Source organism: Anaerotardibacter muris (genome assembly GCF_943192915.1).
GTDB classification, from domain to species: Bacteria; Actinomycetota; Coriobacteriia; order Coriobacteriales; family Eggerthellaceae; genus Anaerotardibacter; species Anaerotardibacter muris.
Genome location: NZ_CALPCD010000002.1, coordinates 206194 through 223923 on the forward strand (window position 1 = coordinate 206194; position 17730 = coordinate 223923).

General features: G+C 52.6%; 8 protein-coding genes. All 8 read right to left on the reverse strand.

Annotated features, from left to right (window positions below):
- Positions 1-184 precede the first annotated feature (184 nt).
- Positions 185-1165, reverse strand: coding sequence for a DMT family transporter (locus NFR25_RS02835; protein WP_251197738.1), 981 nt, complete (start codon positions 1163-1165; stop codon positions 185-187).
- On the reverse strand, positions 1166-2956 hold the full coding sequence (locus tag NFR25_RS02840; RefSeq protein ID WP_251197739.1) for an NTP transferase domain-containing protein: 1791 nt from the start codon (positions 2954-2956) through the stop codon (positions 1166-1168).
- 295 nt (positions 2957-3251) lie between these two features.
- Positions 3252-5093, reverse strand: a complete 1842-nt coding sequence (locus tag NFR25_RS02845; RefSeq protein WP_251197740.1) for a hypothetical protein — start codon at positions 5091-5093, stop codon at positions 3252-3254.
- A gap of 340 nt (positions 5094-5433) precedes the next feature.
- On the reverse strand, positions 5434-7278 hold the full coding sequence (locus NFR25_RS02850) for a L,D-transpeptidase family protein (RefSeq protein WP_251197741.1): 1845 nt from the start codon (positions 7276-7278) through the stop codon (positions 5434-5436).
- A gap of 123 nt (positions 7279-7401) precedes the next feature.
- The gene (locus tag NFR25_RS02855; RefSeq protein ID WP_251197742.1) at positions 7402-10422 is read right to left on the reverse strand and encodes an N-acetylmuramoyl-L-alanine amidase; all 3021 of its coding nucleotides are present in this window, start codon (positions 10420-10422) and stop codon (positions 7402-7404) included.
- A gap of 112 nt (positions 10423-10534) precedes the next feature.
- Complete coding sequence (locus NFR25_RS02860) at positions 10535-13384, reverse strand: transglutaminase domain-containing protein (protein ID WP_251197743.1); 2850 nt, start codon at positions 13382-13384, stop codon at positions 10535-10537.
- 28 nt (positions 13385-13412) lie between these two features.
- Positions 13413-15221, reverse strand: a complete 1809-nt coding sequence (locus NFR25_RS02865) for a hypothetical protein (protein WP_251197744.1) — start codon at positions 15219-15221, stop codon at positions 13413-13415.
- 30 nt (positions 15222-15251) lie between these two features.
- Entirely contained in the window at positions 15252-16184 is a 933-nt protein-coding gene (locus NFR25_RS02870) for a PspC-like choline-binding domain-containing protein (RefSeq protein ID WP_251197745.1), read from the reverse strand.
- Positions 16185-17730: the final 1546 nt, after the last annotated feature.

A 17730-nucleotide genomic window follows, 5' to 3' on the forward strand; every position in this document is an offset into this window, starting at 1 on the left:
CACAGATCTCCCTCTCGATCGAGACGACGGCACATTTTGCAGGCTCCCAGTCTAACGATGTTGCGCCCACGGTCTACCAAGCGAAGGTCACACCCATAAGATATGCGCAAACTAGAATGCGCCGAACGCATTCGAGCACGTCCGACGCATTGTTGCTAGGCAATGTAGATATGATCGTTCGCGATCAGCCCTCCGACTCCATCAATCCTCCATGGGGATCCTTCGGCAAATTCTTCTTTCTGCTGAACAGTTCTTTCCAGTCGCTTGCCGCCAGGATGGTGCCACCCATGATAAGAAGACAGCAAACGATCTCGACCCAACCAGGAACCGTGCCCAGCAACACGAAACCGAACACTACCGCCCAAGCAGAATACGTGATGTTCAACGCCATACCTTTCGCCGCACCGATAACGGAGATGCCCTTGTAGTAGAACAAATAGGATGCCGTACCAGCCAAAGCTGAAAGCGCCACTACCGCTGTGCCGATCGTGGGAATCGCGCCGAGCGTGAAGGCCCAGGCACCGAAGATGGGCAGCACTACCACCAGGTACACCAATCCTGAGGTGGTCTCACGAATCTGCAGTGCGGTCTCATTGTCCACTGCTTCGTCGCGCATACCCCAAGCGCAAATGACCGCCTCGGAGCCCCAGCCCACCACGCAAAGCAGTGCGCACACCAGACCAAGGACTGGGTCGCCATATTGATCATTCGTAATGGTTATCGCACCCATGATGCAAATGCCACCGAGTGCCACCAAGAGCGCGATGAATTGCTTCAGCTCCATCTTCTCTTTCAGGAACAGCATGGCCATCAAAGCGCCGAATGCTGGATAGAACGCCGAGATCATGGCTGTATACGCTGGCCCGATATTGTTGATCGCGATGACGTAGCCGCTCATGCCAATAGGGCCGCCAAGTAGCGCGCCCAGCATGACCACCTTGCCACTGCGTGTCTTCAGTGCCGCCACGGTATCTTTCAGGCGCCCACGCAGAGCCATGTAGAAGAACATCCAAATGGCGCAGAATACGTCGTGTAGCGCCGCACTGACGATAGAGGCGAACGCGATAGCCTCCACGGTGTCGATGAACGGAGCCATCGAAAGTGCGATAGCCAAGATGGTAGTGTCCAGCGCCCAGAGGCAGCCGCTCGCTAATCCGTACTTCATTTAATTCTCCTTTTGGGTTTCGCTTGCGTGCTCGTACATCTCGAGCGCTTTGTTCAGATATCGTTTCGCGTACTTGTAATAGATGTAGAACCACTCGCCCACGTTTTCGCCGCGCGATTCCTTATAGAGCGACCACACATACCAACACCAGCCAGCGAAAGCAACGAACGCTAGATTATGGCGCAGCTCTACATCGGTAGGCTTGCGGCCGTAGTAGTATTCCAGCGCCTGGAGCGCCTGGTCTTCCGAAAGCTGCGAACATACCACGAAGGTACCGAAATCGCTGGCGTAATCGGACATGCCCGAGTATTCCCAATCGATAAGGTAGTAGCGATCATCTTCGTCGATCAAAAAATTCAGATAGAAGAAATCGTTATGGGTTAGGCACACGGGCGCATTGTCCTGCTCGACGAATTCCTTCAGGCGTGCGAACTTCGCAGCGCGATCCTTATAGCCGGGGATGTTCTCCACCGCCGAAGGGCCACCGAGTAGCTGCTCGTAGCGCTTGCTTTCCTCGAAAAAATCAAAGGCGCGCTCTACCTGCACAGGTTGCGCGTGCAACTGAGCTGCCATCTCCATAGCGCGCCTCAGCTCTTCGGGATCGAAGGGATCCAGATTGCGACTATTCGCGATGAAGTGAGATATCTTCCAGCCTTCACGCTCGTCCTCGAAGATGTACGTATTATCTAAGCCCATCTCTGCTGCCACCCGCTGAGCGATGCTCTCTGCATGGCGGTCGATCAGCTCTTCGGTACCTACGCCAGGATGGCGATAGACATATTCATCTTCTCCGATGGCAAAATGACACGAGAGATTTGTAAGGCCCTGGCTCAGAGGATACACATCATGGATGTCGTTCTTGTTGCATTTGAGCACCGCTTCGATGTTGTCGAAGATGCGGGAATTGATGTTCTCAAGAAAGTACGGATCGAATGCCCTCACTTCATCGAGAAAATCGAATTCGAAGATGGAGCCTGCTGGGTACTTCTTCATGCGCATGTCGAATTCGCTGATGTGGTCCACATAGAGCTGCTCCCACAGCTTGTCAGCAGTGGCAGGCAGGTCGTATTCGGCCTCGAGCACTTCGATGAAGTGCTGCGAGAAGGCGCGGTCGAAATAAACTTGACCGATCATGTACCAAGCATCTTCGCCGCCGATATGTACTTCGGTGATGCGCTGACCAGCGCCCACTTCCATGCACCATTCCTCAGTGGGGCCTTCCGCGAACTGAGCCGCGTAATAGGCCTTCCACACATAGGGGCGGAAGGGGTTTTCCGTGAAATAGTCGTCTGACGAGCAGATATAGGTGTTACCCAGGATGCTCTTCACAGCCATGATGGATGAATTGTTGTTGCGCGTGGCATATTCTTGATTGATGACAATATCCACGTCGTATTCGTCTTCTAGGTAGAAGAACAGCTCTTGCTTGTAGCCAACCACGATGGTGATGTCTTCGATGCCTGCGTCTTTCAGCTGTTCGATCTGACGCTCGATCAGCACTTCTCCACGCACCTTCAGAAGGCCCTTGGGTTGTTCATAGGAAATGGGAGCCAGACGACGCGAAAGACCTGCGGCTAGGATCACGGCGTTATCGACCTTGTGCTCGTTCAGTTCCGTAAAACCTTTGGGGGTGAGCGTGCCGCCCTCAACGAGCCCCTGTGACACCAAGGATTTGAGCGCGGAATTCACCGAACCTACGGACATCTCTTTCGCTTGCGCGATATCGCGCTGGCTTGAATTCGCCCGAGCGTTGAGGCTGTCGAGCACTTCGAATTCGTTTTTAGTGAGCATGGATCGGTTCGCCTCGTTCACGTTCTGCTAATGTTCAACTTTAATGAATTTAGCATATTTTTGAACATATGTGCGAACGATTCACTTTTGGGCCCGATTTGCGGCCGTTTAGGGGCGTGAACAGTGTGGGCATGACACCTTTTGTTCGCAGCTTAAACAGGACAAGGCCGAGGAAAGCGCGTCTGGAGCAAGAATGGATCTGCACCTTGTTGCCTAGAAAAAAGCGACCCCAACTGATGCTGGGGTCGCTGTTGAGGCTTGAAGTTAACTTAAGCGAGAAGCTTATGCGAACTGATTATTCGCCTTCTTCAGGTTCAGTGTCGCCGTCGCCGTCACCATCGCCAGTTCCGTCACCATTACCGGTGCCTTCACCTTCGCTGCCTTCGCCTTCATTGCCTTCGGATCCTTCACTGTTGTCATCGCCGTCTTCACCGTTGTTGTCCCCGGTGTTGCCTGACTCAGTGTTGTCACCTGTGGTACCACCAGCGTTTCCACCAGTCGTGGTGCCGTTATCGCCGCCGGTAGTGGTACCGTTATTGCCACCAGTAGTGGTGTTGTCCTTGTTGTCGTCGGTGGTGCCAGATGCAGGCTTGTCATCCTCAGAAGCAGCAGGCTTCTTCTGGTCCTTTACCCACTTACCATCCTTGTCGAGGTAGTAATCCTTACCGTCGTCAACGATCCACTTGTCGGTGACCATCTTGCCGTCTTCGCCCATCCAATACCAAACAGACTTAGACAGGACCCAATCGTTCTTCTTCAGGTCGCCATTAGGGTTCGCATAGTACCAGACATTCTTTGGATCCTGGATCCAACCAGTCTTCATAGCGCCCGACTCAACGGAGTAATAGGTCTTGCCCTTAACGTCATAGAAGCCAGTCTGCATCTTGCCGTCAGTAGGATCGAGATAATACCAGGAGCCCTTGCTCTTCAGCCAGCCAGTCTTCATGTCACCGTTAGGAGCATTGAAGTAATACCAGATGTCAGCAACCTTGACCCAACCGGTCTTCATATCGCCATTCTTGGTGTCCAGGTAATACTTCTTACCCTTGGCATCTTCATACCAACCAGTCTGCATAGCATAGTCGGTACCCATGATGTACCACTTGCCCTTGACCTGCTTCCAGCCCTTATGGAAAGCGCCAGAATCTTCAGCGTAGTACCACTTATTGTCTACCTTGATCCAACCAGTCTTCATTGCACCGGTCTTTTCATCAAGGAAGTACTGGGAATTCTTGACGGTCTGCATGCCCGTGAGCATCACGCCGTCCTCGCTCAACAGGTACCACTTGTTCTTGCTCTTCACCCAACCATTGACCTTCATATCGCCATTGGGGGTGTTGAAGTAATACCAGTTATCACCCAGTTCGACCCAACCGGTCTTCATGTTGCCATTCTTGGGGTCGAGATAATAGGTCTTGCCCTTGACTTCCTTCATGCCCTTAGCCATGAGGCCGTCTTCGCCGAAGTAGTACCACTTGTTCTTGACCTTCTGCCAAGCGTCGTTCACTTGAGCGCCAGAAGTCTTGCAGTAGTACCAGTCATCGCCAGAAGCGACCCAGCCCGTGAGCATGTAGCCATCTTTGCCGAAGTGATAGGTCTTGCCATCGATGGTAAGGGCTTCGTCCTTAGGCCAAGTATTGTCGGTGTACTTATACCACCAACCCTTGGAATCGTGCACCCACTCACCCTTCTTGGCGGGAGTAGTAGTGGTGTCGTCCTTATCTGCGGCATCGTCCTTGTCGGCGTTGTCGTCTTTGTTGGCGTCGTCTTTGTTGCCCTCATCGGTCTTATCGTCAGAGTTGCCATTGTCGCCGCCAGCCTGATTACCATCGCTGTTGCCGTTGCCAGTCTCGCCATCGGTACCGTTGCCGGTTTCATTACCGTCACCTTCGGTGCCGTCGGTAGTGCCGTTACCCTCAGTCGAGCCGTTGCTGTCGTCAGTATCGGTGCCTTCGCCGTCACCATCGGTCTCGGTCTGTCCAGCGTTCGTGTCGCCTCCGCCAACTACTTCGTCAGCAAATGCCTGAGAAGCAACGAAGACCGAGCAGCACAGCGCCAAGAGCACCGTGGCCAATGCAACGACTGCGCGCTTCGAGAGCTCGCCGAGCGTTACTGCGTCATTAGATGAATTCTGCATCCAACCACCTCTTTCATGTGTCGCGTTTTCTTCTTAATACCAGGCTAACATGCAAAAAGATGAAAACAAGCATTGTATTGCGAGTGATTCTATGATTCGTCAAGGGGAGCAGCGCGCACTTCTGCTAGACCTGTCCCTAATCTGTCCCGGACACTTTGGGGACGGGTCCGTTTTTGTCCCGGACAGTTTGGGACCTGTCCCCCAAGTGTCCGACTGGCAGGGGGCAGAAGGAAGCTGCCCCGCTTTGCGCGAACGTTTCAAGGGGCGAGCAAAGAAAAAGCCCTCCGCCAGGACACGAAGGGCTTGAGTGTCCAGTTGGGACACAGTCCGAATTGGACAGTTAGTTGTAGATGACCACCGTGGTGCCAGCACCAATGTGGTTGTAGATCCACTGCGCGTCAGAAACGGCCAAGCGCAGGCAACCGTGTGAAAGGCTGTTGCCCAGTTCGCTATTGGACGCGAGGATGGTGTGGAAGAAGTAACCGCCACTGATCTGCGTGCACCAATGCGCACGGCTATCGGTGCTGAGCGTCATGCGCTTCATACCTGTAGTGCGGAACGTGCCCGTGATGGTAGGCGAACCTGGCGCGCCCGTAACGCACGAGAACGACATGATACGGTTCCAATGGCCCTTCGAGCCGCTGAATACGCCCACACGATGCAGACTACGATCGACCAAGATCAAATATCCCGTACCACTCGAATAGCCCTGAGCCTTCGTTGCCATGTTGTCGGCGCCGATCCACTTGCCCGAAGCGGTAAAGATGTTCGCTTTACCGTTGATGGTATAGGTACCCGTTACCATTGCCGCATTGCTATCGAAGTAATACCAGGTGCTTCCCAGCTTCAGCCAACCAGTCTGAGCGATGCCCGTGCCTGCTTCGCCATAGAACCACTTACCCGCAAGCTTCTGCCAGCCTGAAAGCGTCTGACCTGCTGCATTGGTTAGCACCAGCTTGCCATCTCTATTCTCGCCGATGCGCGTGATGGCGCCCGAGCCAGCAGCGTAACCAACCACATTGTCGCCCAGATCGATCTTGCAATTCGCACGCATAGCACCATCGCTTGCGAATGAGTACTTCATATTGTTGATGGTCTTGAAGTCATTTGCGAACATCAAGCCTTGCTTGTCGCCCTGGAGCCAGTACCATTTGCTGCCCGACTTCACCCAGCCATTGTTCACCCGTGCACCAGATTTGTTGGTGTAGTACCAGTCCGAACCGTTCTGCACCCAGCCAGTCTTCATGGCGCCTGAGCCAGTAAGGTAGTATTGCTTGTTCTTATCGGTGATCCACTCGTTCTTCGCCATCAGGCCCTGCTTGTCAGATTGCATCCAATACCAGGAACGGCCCGACTTCACCCAGCCGCTGGAAATCTGAGCGCCCGACTTGTTGGCATAATACCAATCATTGCCCATCAGGATCCAACCAGTCTTCATAGCGCCAGAACCCGTGAGGTAGTAACGCTTACCCTTATCGGTGATCCACTCGTTCTTCGCCATCAGGCCCTGCTTGTCGGCCTGGAGCCAGTACCAAGACCGGCCAGACTTGATCCAGCCGCCAGTCACTTGAGCGCCTGATTTGTTGGTGTAGTACCAGTCGTTGCCGATCTTCACCCAGCCCTTCACCATCACGCCACTGGCGTTCAGGTAGTAGCGCTTACCCTGATCGGTGATCCACGTATTGGTGGCCATGGCACCGTTCTTATCGGGCTGCATCCAGTACCATTTGCCACCCGACTTCACCCAACCAGTGGCGGGCTTAGCGTTCACGTTCGCAAAGTAATACCAGGTGCCATCAGTGTCCTGCATCCAGCCAGCCTTAGTGGGCTTCTTCTCAGGCTTCACTGCCTGAGCAGGGGCAGGAGTCTCGGTTGCAGGCTTATTCTCGGTTGCGGTAGACGAACCCGTGGTAGCACCTGAGGTGCCGCTAGTAGCGGTATCGGTCTTCGAATCCGCTAAGTCCGCTGCATCGGCGTTGTCATCTTGATCGACTGTTGCTGAAGCAGCAGCATCCTCATCATCTTCGGCAAGCACGGTGGTAGCAGAAGAAGCCCCTTCAGATTCGTCCGCGTAGGCGAACTGTGTGGCAGCGCCCATACAAAGAAGCGCGACCAAAGCTGACAGGATAACACCCGCAGCAGCACTGAAGAACGAACGCTGCGAACCTTCTACGTTTTGGGACATGATCGAACCACCATCTTCTCTTGGAGTAGAACAGACTAAGAATGAGGAATAAATTGTAATACACCAACGAAACGGAATCGCAGATGAAATCCTAATAATTCGCGAAGGATCGAGGTCTGCGTTCTACTGGCAGCCGAGCTTCTCTTTCATGATGGTAGTGAGCTTGGTTCCATAGTTCGCATCCGCAGCCCAACCAGTGCCAAACGGATTAGTAGGAATGCCCAACCATTCGACCAACTTGCTCTTACCGCGTGCATTTACGGGAATCAGATCATAGCGCGGGTCGACCTTCGCCTGATTCAGTGGCTCAGTGCTGGCATAGCGCTTCAAATGCTGAACCTCTGCACGAATACCCGTACGAACATCGGGGAACGAATTGCCAGGCTCTCCGCCGCCCGTTGCGCCAATGCCTGCGAAGTTGAACTGGCCGATCTTCACATCGCCGCCAAAACGCAGCCAACCTGTTTCGAGCATGATCTGGGACCAAACCACTTCAGCGCGCACGCCTTCGGCTTTAGCCTCTTCTTCGATCATCTTGCAGAAATCTTGAATGGTCGCCGCACCGCCAGCACCCAGATCGGCGGCTGGATACGTATAGCCAGCCGCAACATAAGCCTGCGCCATCTTGGCAGCATCTACCTGGGATGCACCCATGATCGGAGTGCCATGGCCTACGAAGGCACCCGACAATTCGAAGAAGCAGGGCTCATCGTCGATGATGTGCTGGCCCGTATACATCTTGCCGTTCTCATCGAAGTAGTACTTCTTGCCACTGATAGTCTGCCAGCCCGTGAGCATCGCGCCTGAACCATTGAGGTAATACCAGGTGCCGCCCAAGCTGAGCCAACCCGTTTTCATATCGCCATTAGCGGTGTTGAGGTAATACCAAGTGTCATTCACTTTGGTCCAACCCGTCTCCATAGCTGCGGTAGCGGGGTCAAGGTAATACCACTTGTTCTTCACCTTCGCCCAGCCAGTGGCCGCTGCACCAGAGCTGGTGATCCAATACCATTGATTGCTCTCCTTGAACCAGCCAGTACCGCGCATAGCGCCAGAGCTGTTCAGGAAGTATTTCTTGCCATCGACCGTTACCCAGCCAGTGGTCATCTTCGCGGTATCGCGGTCAAGCCAATACCACTTGCCCTTCACCTTTACCCAGCCGGTGGCCGCTGCGCCCGAGCTGGTGATCCAGTACCATGAACCACCGTTGTTGAACCAACCCGCACCACGCATAGCGCCAGAAGCATTCAAGAAGTACTGCTTGCCATCGACCGTTACCCAGCCAGTGGCCATCTTCGCGGTATCGCGATCGAGCCAATACCACGTGCCCTTCACCTTTGCCCAGCCAGTGGCCGCTGCGCCAGAGTTGGTGATCCAGTACCAAGTACCGCCATCATTGAACCAGCCAGCACCGCGCATAGCGCCTGAGCTGTTCAGGAAGTATTTCTTGCCATCAACACTGGTCCAGCCGGTAGCCATCTTCGCAGTGCTCTTATCGAGCCAATACCACTTGCCGCCAGTCTTGAGCCAGCCCGTCTGCGCGATACCTGCCTTCAGGTAGTACCACGTAGAGCCGATCTGCTGCCAGCCCGTCTTGGAGGTCTTCGCGCCAGAATCATTGAAATAATAGAATGTTCCGTTCACGTTCTGGACGCCTGTGGCCATGATGCCATTCTCATCGATCCAGTACTGCTTGCCAGCTTCGGTCACCCACTGACCTTTTGCATAGGTGCCATCTGACTGGATGAACTGATAGTTGCCGTTCTCGTCCTTTTCCCATTCGCCCTTCACCAGGCCATAGGTCTTCGCAATGCCTGTGGCGTCAGCCACACCCAGCTTCTTCAAGAAGGAATCATCGGCAAGCTTCTTCTCTTCGTCAGGGTTCGAGATGAAAGCATGCTCGACGATGATGCCCGGAATGCCACGTTGACGCGCAGAATTGATCACCGTGTAATAATCGGCAACACTGCCATCGGAATACTTACTTCCGTTCGCAGAGTCTTTGGTCTTGATGCCACGGTTCGAAAGGCCGAGCGCAACCAATTGGTTCAAGATGTTCTGGCTCAGTTCCTTACCAGTAACATGAGCGTCTTTGTTGTAGCTGCTGCTATTGGGATACCAAACCTCAGCGCCCTTTGCGCTGGTCGCGGATGCAGAATTGATGTGAAGACTGACGAACACCTTCGCGCCCTTGGCGATCGCACGATCAACGCGCTCGGTAAGGCCAACGTATTCATTCTGGCCGCGCGTAATGTACGCTTCCACATCCGCGTACTTATCGAGTTCGGTCTTGCAAGCCTGTGCGATCTTGTAGGTAACATTCGCTTCCTTGAGACCCGTGCTGCCGCCAGCTCCTGGGTCAGAGCCACCATGGCCCGGGTCGAGCGCGATGACGAATTTACCAGCAGGCTTTTCTGCCTGCGTGCTGATGCCGCCAACGATAGCCGCAGCAGCTTCCAGGTCTTCAGCCTCTTCCATTTCGCCCGCTGCATTGAGCGCGTACACGGTCATGCCGTCTTCATCGACTGCCTCGTCTTCGGACTGAGTGCTCAACGTCATGCCCATATCTGCCGCCGCTTCGAAAGAGCAGTTGTCCCCTTCTTTGGCAAGATCGACCACTACAGCAAGCGTATCGCCCGCCGTGGTCTTAACGTTGGCCTTCATCTCGATAAGACGATAGACCCCAGGACCTTCGGTCTGGATGGTGAACAAAGCTGCCGCATCGGCGCACTTTTCAGAGACTACTTCGTGCCTGGTACCCTGCGGATCTTCATAGGTCAACGTAGCCGAAGAGACACTCAAATCATCATCGACAGCCACCGCGATCTGTTGATCGCCGCCTGCGATGATGTCAGGATCGCCAAAATACACGAATCCGAGCGACCTTGCTTCAGGCTGCTCATCGGACTGAGTTGCAACAGCTGCCGCTTCAGATTCTTGAAAGCTGCTCTCCCCCGAACCGCCCTTCTCCGCATCGAGCGCTTCATTGCTGCCAGCGTCTTCGACCTGCGAAGCAACAGCAGGGTCGGCCGTTTCAACATCATCAGCAAAAGCTGGCTGCGAAACCGCCGGCATAAGAGAGACTATCAGTACGATCGAAAGGAAAACTCGAATGAGCGAAGAAGAAAAACTGGTGCGTTCCAAAACGTCCTCTTTCGTAATCTGTGCTGCGTTTAAGTTATTCATACGTACAAGCATTATATAGGGAGACTGTGCGCCTTCACGAAAAGACCGCGCGACCGAACAACCAACGGCGCTATCTGGTGCGGTCCCACTTGCCGCTCGCGTTCACGTGATATTTGCCGATCCATGTGTTGGTGGCCATCACGCCGTCAGAGCCAACATAGTAGTTGCCGATCCACTTGTTGTATTGCATGGCACCTGAGCCATTGAAATAGTAATACTTCCCGCTGATCTTCTGCCATTTGGTGAGCATGGCGCCCGACCCGTTCGAGTAATACCACGTGTTGCCAACCTTATAGAAGCCCGTGCGCATCAGGCCATTGGATGGATCGAGGTAGTACCATTTGCTTCCTACCTTCGCCCAACCCTTAGCCATGACACCAGACGACTTGTAGTAATACCAACCAGAACCTTCTTTGTTCCAGCCCGTCTTCATCGCGCCATTAGAGGTATTGAGATAGTACGTCTGGCCACTGATGGTCTTCTTGCCCGTTTGCATGATGCCGTCGCTGGCCAGGTAATACCACTTGCTACCGCTCTTGATCCAGCCCGTCTTCATCGCGCCATCGGTGCCGAGCCAGTACCATTTGCCACCCGACTGCAGCCACTTGGTCTTCATATAGCCAGAGCCGTCGAAGTAGTAGCGCTTGCCGCTGATGACCACCCATTCATTCTTGGGCCACGGCTTGCTCTGTGCGGCTTGAGTCTTGGCGTCATAAGCGAACCACCATTTACCGCCCGACTTCTTCCAGGTTCCCGTTACAGGTTTCGCGCTTGGCTGAGCTTGCGTGGTCACGGGGGTTGGCTGCGTTGGGACTACGGCGCTATTGCTGCCTGAAGGGCTCGATGCCGCCGGCGGTGTTGCAGCTCCGCCGCTCGAAGAACCGCCAGAACTTGAACTTGAGCTCGATGCTTGATTGATGGCGAACGAAACGGTCTTCGAGCCGTTGTAGTTATTGATGCCCTTGATGGTTGCCTGAGCAGTACCAACATTCACGTTGTTCGAATAGGTGATGGTGTAGTCTGTGCCCTCTTTCAAGGTGCGCGATCCGTCCTTCACCACAACAGGGCGCTGCGCTTTGCCGTTATAGGTAACTGCAGGAGCAGAGATGGTCACCTTGTCGATCGACTGCGCCACGATGTCGAAAGTCGAACTCTTCGATCCGGTGCAGTTTGCATTCGTGGGCATGATGGTGATGGTCGCTTTACCCACATTGATATTATTGCTGTACACGTAGGTGTAGTCGTTCGTAGGTAATACGCCGTCACCAGTGCGCACTGCTGGGGTGGGCGTTATCGCGCTGCCCGTATAGGTCTTCTGCGACCATGGATAAGCAAGTCCATCAATGGCAACCAAGCTCAGATCAAGTTGCTTGATGGTGAAGGTCTTCGTAATGGTGCCCGAATAGTCGCCCATGCCCGTGATGGTCACCACAGCAGGCTTGGACGCCGTGCTGGCTTCGATATTGTTGGAATAGGTGAGCTTATAGTCGGTGTCGGCCACGAGGCGCTTGCCATCGAGCGTCACCGTGGGCTTTGGCTCGAACGCCTTACCATTGAAGGTCACCGCCTCGATAGCAGAAACCTCTGCGCCTTCGAGCGAATACGCTGCTTGGCAGGTTATCGCATTGTTATCGTAAGCAGCCGCAACCTTAACGTTATTGTCCCAATCATGCTCTTGGATCTGATGAGCAACCAAAGCATAGACGACATTCTTATAGTTATCAGGCCAAGAAGCGTTCACGGGCGGAAGCTCGAATGAGGTCTCTTTGGCAGCAAGTTTAGCCTTAACGCTATAGACGCCACTCGTATCCTCAAGATAGGGCTTGGCGAATTGTGTGATCTCGCCCGACTTGATGAAATAATTGTCAGCATAAGCGTCCGCATCGAAAGCAGCTCTATTCTGAAAACCTACCGCATAATTTCCGTCCCATTTCGTGTGCACCTTTTCCATGACACTGGTAGGCAATGCGAAATAAAGGCGCTTCAGATCAAGACCTTGTTGATTGGAGCTGCTGGAATCATTCCAGGTCGTATCGATGTTGTACCACGTGCCATCGAGCTTTGCGCCCGTCCATACGTGAAAATCACCCTGAGAATCCACGCGACGCGTTTCGATACCAACCTTGTTCAGCAGCTTGACGTATGCCTCGTGATAACCCTCACACGTAGCCAAATGGCGGTTCAATGCCGACTCTGCACTGCAATACATGAGCGAATTATCGTAGTCAGTATTGTCGACCAGCCAATCATTCAGCCAAAGCGCGTAGGCGTACTGGCTCGTATCGCCTTTGGCAGCGCATTCCTTCTTGCACTGATCGGCAACTTCCGCAACGATCGTCTCAACGCTCTTCATGTCAGCTGTGGCGGGCACTGTAAAGGGGATCTCGAATCGAACATAGGAATCAAACGATTTGGTCCCATCGCTATTCACGCTATAGGGCATGACCAAGAACGAAAGCTTGTAGTTTCCAGGCGTATAGAACGTATCTTCGAAATAGTCGAGATCGCTATAGCCTTCGCCAAATTTTCCTCGGGTCGAATCAACAACAGGTTCCCACCCGTTCGAGGTTTCTATGCTAAGAGCATTGAGCTTGTAGAGAAGATATGGCTTCGTGTTTCCTGAAACGTGGTAGGTGAACTTGGTTGGCTTTTCACTTTCGAAATCGTTGTCGTAGGTGACCGCTGCAGAAAGCGTCGTGGAGGAATACGAGGTCACCTTTGCTTGAACTCTAACCTCGTTATCAGCAGTTACGATAGCGCCACTTGCTGTGCTGCTTTCGGCTGCCTCAGGTTCTGCCCACGCGAAGTTCGGTGCCACAACGAACGCAAGAACGAACGCCAGCAGCGCGCATACGAAGGCAGCACTCGCACGCTGGCTGGCGCTCCCCTTCGCTCGTATGTTCTGCAACGTGTTCGTCATCGCGGTTCGCATCTCCTAGGCGCGCGCCCTAGCGCGTCTGATCCCATTTTCCGTTCTTGTCCACGTGGTAGTTACCGATCCACTTATTCTTGGCCATCTTGCCATCAGATTCGAGGTAGTAATTGCCTACCCACTTGCTCTTCTGCATGACGCCAGACTTGTTGAAGTTATAGAAATCGTTGTTGAGGCTTACCCAGCCTGTGACCATAGCGCCGCTGGAATTGAGGTAGTAACGCTTACCACTGAGCGTAAGCCAGCCAGTCTGCATCATGCCTGTTGAGGAGTTCAAGTAATACCACTTGCCGCCAACCTTCTGCCAGCCTGCTTTGCGCGCGCCATCGGAGCCGAAGTAATACCACTTGCTGTCAAGCTGAGCCCAGCCTGTGAACATCGCGCCGTTGCTGGTGCTGAGATTATAGGTCTTGCCGCCGATGGTCTTCCAGCCCTTTTCCATGATGCCAGTGGAAGGGTTCGTGTAGAACCACTTCTTCCCAACCTTGGTCCAGCCCTTGGACATAGCGCCAGAGCTCTTGAAGTAATACCAATTATTGTTCAGAAAGCGCCAACCCGTGAGCATCACGCCATCGCTGTTGGAGTAATAGCGCGCGTTGCCTACGTTGTAGAAGCCCATGCGCATCTGGCCATCGGAGGAAGGATCGAGGTAGTACCACTTGCCACCACTCTTGAGCCATCCTTTGGTCATCGCGCCAGAGGACTTATAGTGCCACCAATACATTCCTTCTTTGTTCCAGCCAGTGACCATCGCACCCGACGAATCGTTCAAGTAATATTTGGTGCCACCGATGGTCTGCTTGCCGCGCAGCATCTTGCCGTTGCTGCCCATGTAATACCATTTCTTGCCGCTCTTGACCCAGCCAGTCTTCATAGCACCGCTCGATGCAAGGTAATACCAATCGTCACCCTGCTCTAGCCAACCTGTACGCATCCAACCTGCGGAGTCAAAGAAGTAGCGCTTGCCACCAATGGTGACCCACTGGCTTGCAGGGTAAGATTTCTTCTGAGCAGCTGCGGTGCTCGAATTGTAAGAGAACCACCATTTACCACCCGACTTGCGCCAGGTGCCTCCTACACTAGGAGCGGCTGTCGGGGTGTTCGTAGAAACAGTCGAAGGTGATGACGAACTTGATCCATTCGAAGCGCTGTTGTTCGAGCTGTCGCTGATGCCGCCCGAAGACGCGATCTTGAACGTGCGCACCGCGAAGCTGGAACAAATGCTGCTCTCGTTCGTCGGGCGAATAGTGACCGTAGCCGTACCAGGACTGGTGTTGTTCGAATACTGAACGGTGTACGCATTGGACGGAACCGTGTAATTACCAACCTTGACGCTAACGGCTGGCTTTACCTGCGCGCCACCTTTATAAGCATAGGCCTGAGAGGACAAACCTGCGATAGTAGCATGAGACAGGTTAACCTTGATCTGGTAGACCGCTTTTATGGTGCCAGTGAAATTGCCTTTGCCTGTGCACACATAGGTTGCCGTACCAGGACCAACGCCATTTTGAAGATCGAAGGTGTAATCAACGCCCTTAACGAGCTTCTTCGTCTCGCCATTCACTTTGACATAGAGATCGAAATTCTTGGGCGCGGTCTTACCCGTATATTCAACAGGGTCACTGCCGTTTTCCCAATGGATCTCTGCATTCGCAATAGAGGTAGCTGCCTGCGTAGTGATATCCGCCTGCGCAGAAATATCAGTGCCCGCCTCTTCTTCAGCAGCGGAAGCCACTGCTGGAACGAACGCGAACAAGAGCGCAGCCAAAGCTACGCCCATCGCCCATCTTAACCAGTGCTTGTTCAGTTCTTGCGTCTTGTTCATCAAAGTTGATTCCTTGCCAGTCCTCTGCTCTTATTTTCGTGTGGCATCCCAAAGGCCATTAGCGTTGACGTGATAATTTCCGATCCAAGTGTTAGTGAGCATCTTGCCCTCAGAGCCAACATAATAATTGCCCACCCACTTGTTCTTCTGAAGCACGCCCGAGCTATTGAAATAGTAGAAGTTGCTCGTGGCCTGTCCGCTCATGGTGGTGGTTATCTTGTTCCAGCCCGTTAGCATGTCGCCATTAGCGGGATCAAGGAAGTAGCGCTTTCCGCTCAAGTCGAGCCATGCGGTCTTCATGGCACCCGTGGACGTATCCATGTAATACCATTTCTTTCCGCTCTTGACCCAGCCTTTGGTCATAGCACCAGAAGAACCATAATGGTAATAGGTACCGCTCTCCTTGCTCCAGCCTGTGATCATCACACCTGAAGCGTTGAAGTTATAGGTCTTCCCGCTGATGGTCTGCTTGCTAGTTTGCATAGCTCCATTGCTGGCCATGTAATACCACTTACCACTAGACTTGAGCCAGCCTTTGGTCATGGCTCCCGATGATTTGTAGTGATACCAGACAGAACCTTCTTTGTTCCAGCCTGTCTTCATGGCACCCGATTTCGCATCAAGATAATACGTGGCATTGCCGATGTTCTTCTTGCCTGTCTGCATGATGCCATCGCTTGCCATGTAATACCACTTGCTGCCTGACTTCTGCCAACCCGTCTTCATGGCACCATCGCTGCCAAGCCAGTACCACTTGCCGTTATACGAGAACCATTTCGTGTTCATATAGCCACGGCTGTCGAAGTGATAACGCTTGCCCTTGATGATGACCCATTCGTTGGATGGATACGACTTATCCTGGGCTTTGGTGGTCTTCGAATCGTAAGCGAACCACCACTTGCCGCCTGACTTCTTCCACGTACCCGTTACGGTTGGCGCTTGAGGAGCAGATTGCGTGGTCACATTAGTTGCACCATTGTTAGCCGTGCTCGAATTAGGCGCATTAGAGCCCGAGTTCGACGAGCCATTCGAAGAGCCGCTTTGGGAGCTTCCATTAATGTAGAACGCTATTCTCTTTTCTCCTGAAAAATTACTGCTCTTGCTTTTGAGGATGATTGAAGCAGCCCCTGGGCCTGTCTGATTTGTGTACCCTGCAATATAAAAATCGTTCGAAGTCAAAGTGTACGAATGGACCACTTTTCCGTTTTCGTATGTGTCAAGCTTTAGGGAAATGCCTTCTTGCGTTATTGGTCTTCCAGTGTAGCTTACATTGCTGCTAAAGCCACTTTTTATTTCAACGGTGGTCATTGGGGCAGGAGTTATGGTGTATGACTTAGTAATGCTACCTTCCCAATTCCCGATGCCTGAGATAGTTACAATGTATTCGCCTGCTTGCCAAGGAACGCTATTCAATGAAGCAGAGTCGCTTTTTCTTTTGTAAGATAGAACATAATCCACGTCTTCAACTAGATTGAGATCTGTTCGGTTAGGTCTCAAAATTGGCTTCAGGCTCTGTCCCGTAAACGTCCGATTCGCAATTGTCAGACTACCAAATGCAGCGCTAATATCTCTGATAATTGACACAGTGAATACAGAACTCCCATATGATACCGATGCCTTAACGCCATCAAATGTCTGATCTGTCAAAAGTGCCGCTGTCTGTGAATAGATTAGGTTTTCTGGACTATCGATATAAACGGAAATATTCTCACTAACAGGAGGTGCTTCAACAGTATAAGATGCCTTTCCAGAAAAAGACTCCTTCGTAATACGCTCTTGTACTATATCGGCCCAAGTTTGAAGCTCTACGCCATTTCTTGAGTAATAATAGTAGTTATTGACAAGTGACCTTGCTTGACGGTCCTTATCGACTGAGTAATCTTTATGAACAAACTTGATTTGCTCATCCGTAAGACCGAAGCATAGATACTTAAATCCACGAGGGGCGTTAGCCTTGTCAATAGCTACATCTATATGGGTCCATTGACCTTCAAGTCGAACGAGCGTCCACGCCTGTCCACCAGCTTCAACCTTTCTTACATCATTATCGGAAATCCCCATCTGAATCAGTAAGTAAGCAAAAATCGAGTGAAAAACTTGGCTGCTAGTTCCCTTGCCTTTCGCTGGATCGTTAAAAATAGAACTCAAGCTTGTGTCAGTGTTTGTGGGGTTATATACAGCATCCAATGACATCATGAATTCGTGCGCCGTGAATGCTTTTTCGTAGTCAGAAAGCGACTTGAACTTATCGTAATTTTGATTTTCGCCGCAAAACATACCATCAATTATCTCGTATGCAGAAGCATTCGGCTCATCTGAATCGTCTACACCTTCAGAGGGTTCTTCGGTAGCACTGAGACCGCTTTTCAAAAATAGAATGTTCTCTTGGTCGTCTGTTTCAGCAGCCTGATCATCGGTTAAGATATCGGTCGCAAGCTCTTCGGCGCTTGCCGTCTCTGACCCCTGCACGCCTTCGGCCGTAGCGAACGCCAGCCCTGGCGTGAACGCA

Excerpts from the sequence above, each read along its gene's own strand:
- NFR25_RS02850 (WP_251197741.1), bottom strand. The coding sequence starts at position 7,278 with ATGTCCCAAAACGTAGAAGGTTCGCAGCGTTCGTTCTTCAGTGCTGCT.
- NFR25_RS02865 (WP_251197744.1), bottom strand. The coding sequence starts at position 15,221 with ATGAACAAGACGCAAGAACTGAACAAGCACTGGTTAAGATGGGCGATG.
- NFR25_RS02840 (WP_251197739.1), bottom strand. The coding sequence starts at position 2,956 with ATGCTCACTAAAAACGAATTCGAAGTGCTCGACAGCCTCAACGCTCGG.
- NFR25_RS02835 (WP_251197738.1), bottom strand. The coding sequence starts at position 1,165 with ATGAAGTACGGATTAGCGAGCGGCTGCCTCTGGGCGCTGGACACTACC.
- NFR25_RS02860 (WP_251197743.1), bottom strand. The coding sequence starts at position 13,384 with ATGACGAACACGTTGCAGAACATACGAGCGAAGGGGAGCGCCAGCCAG.
- NFR25_RS02845 (WP_251197740.1), bottom strand. The coding sequence starts at position 5,093 with ATGCAGAATTCATCTAATGACGCAGTAACGCTCGGCGAGCTCTCGAAG.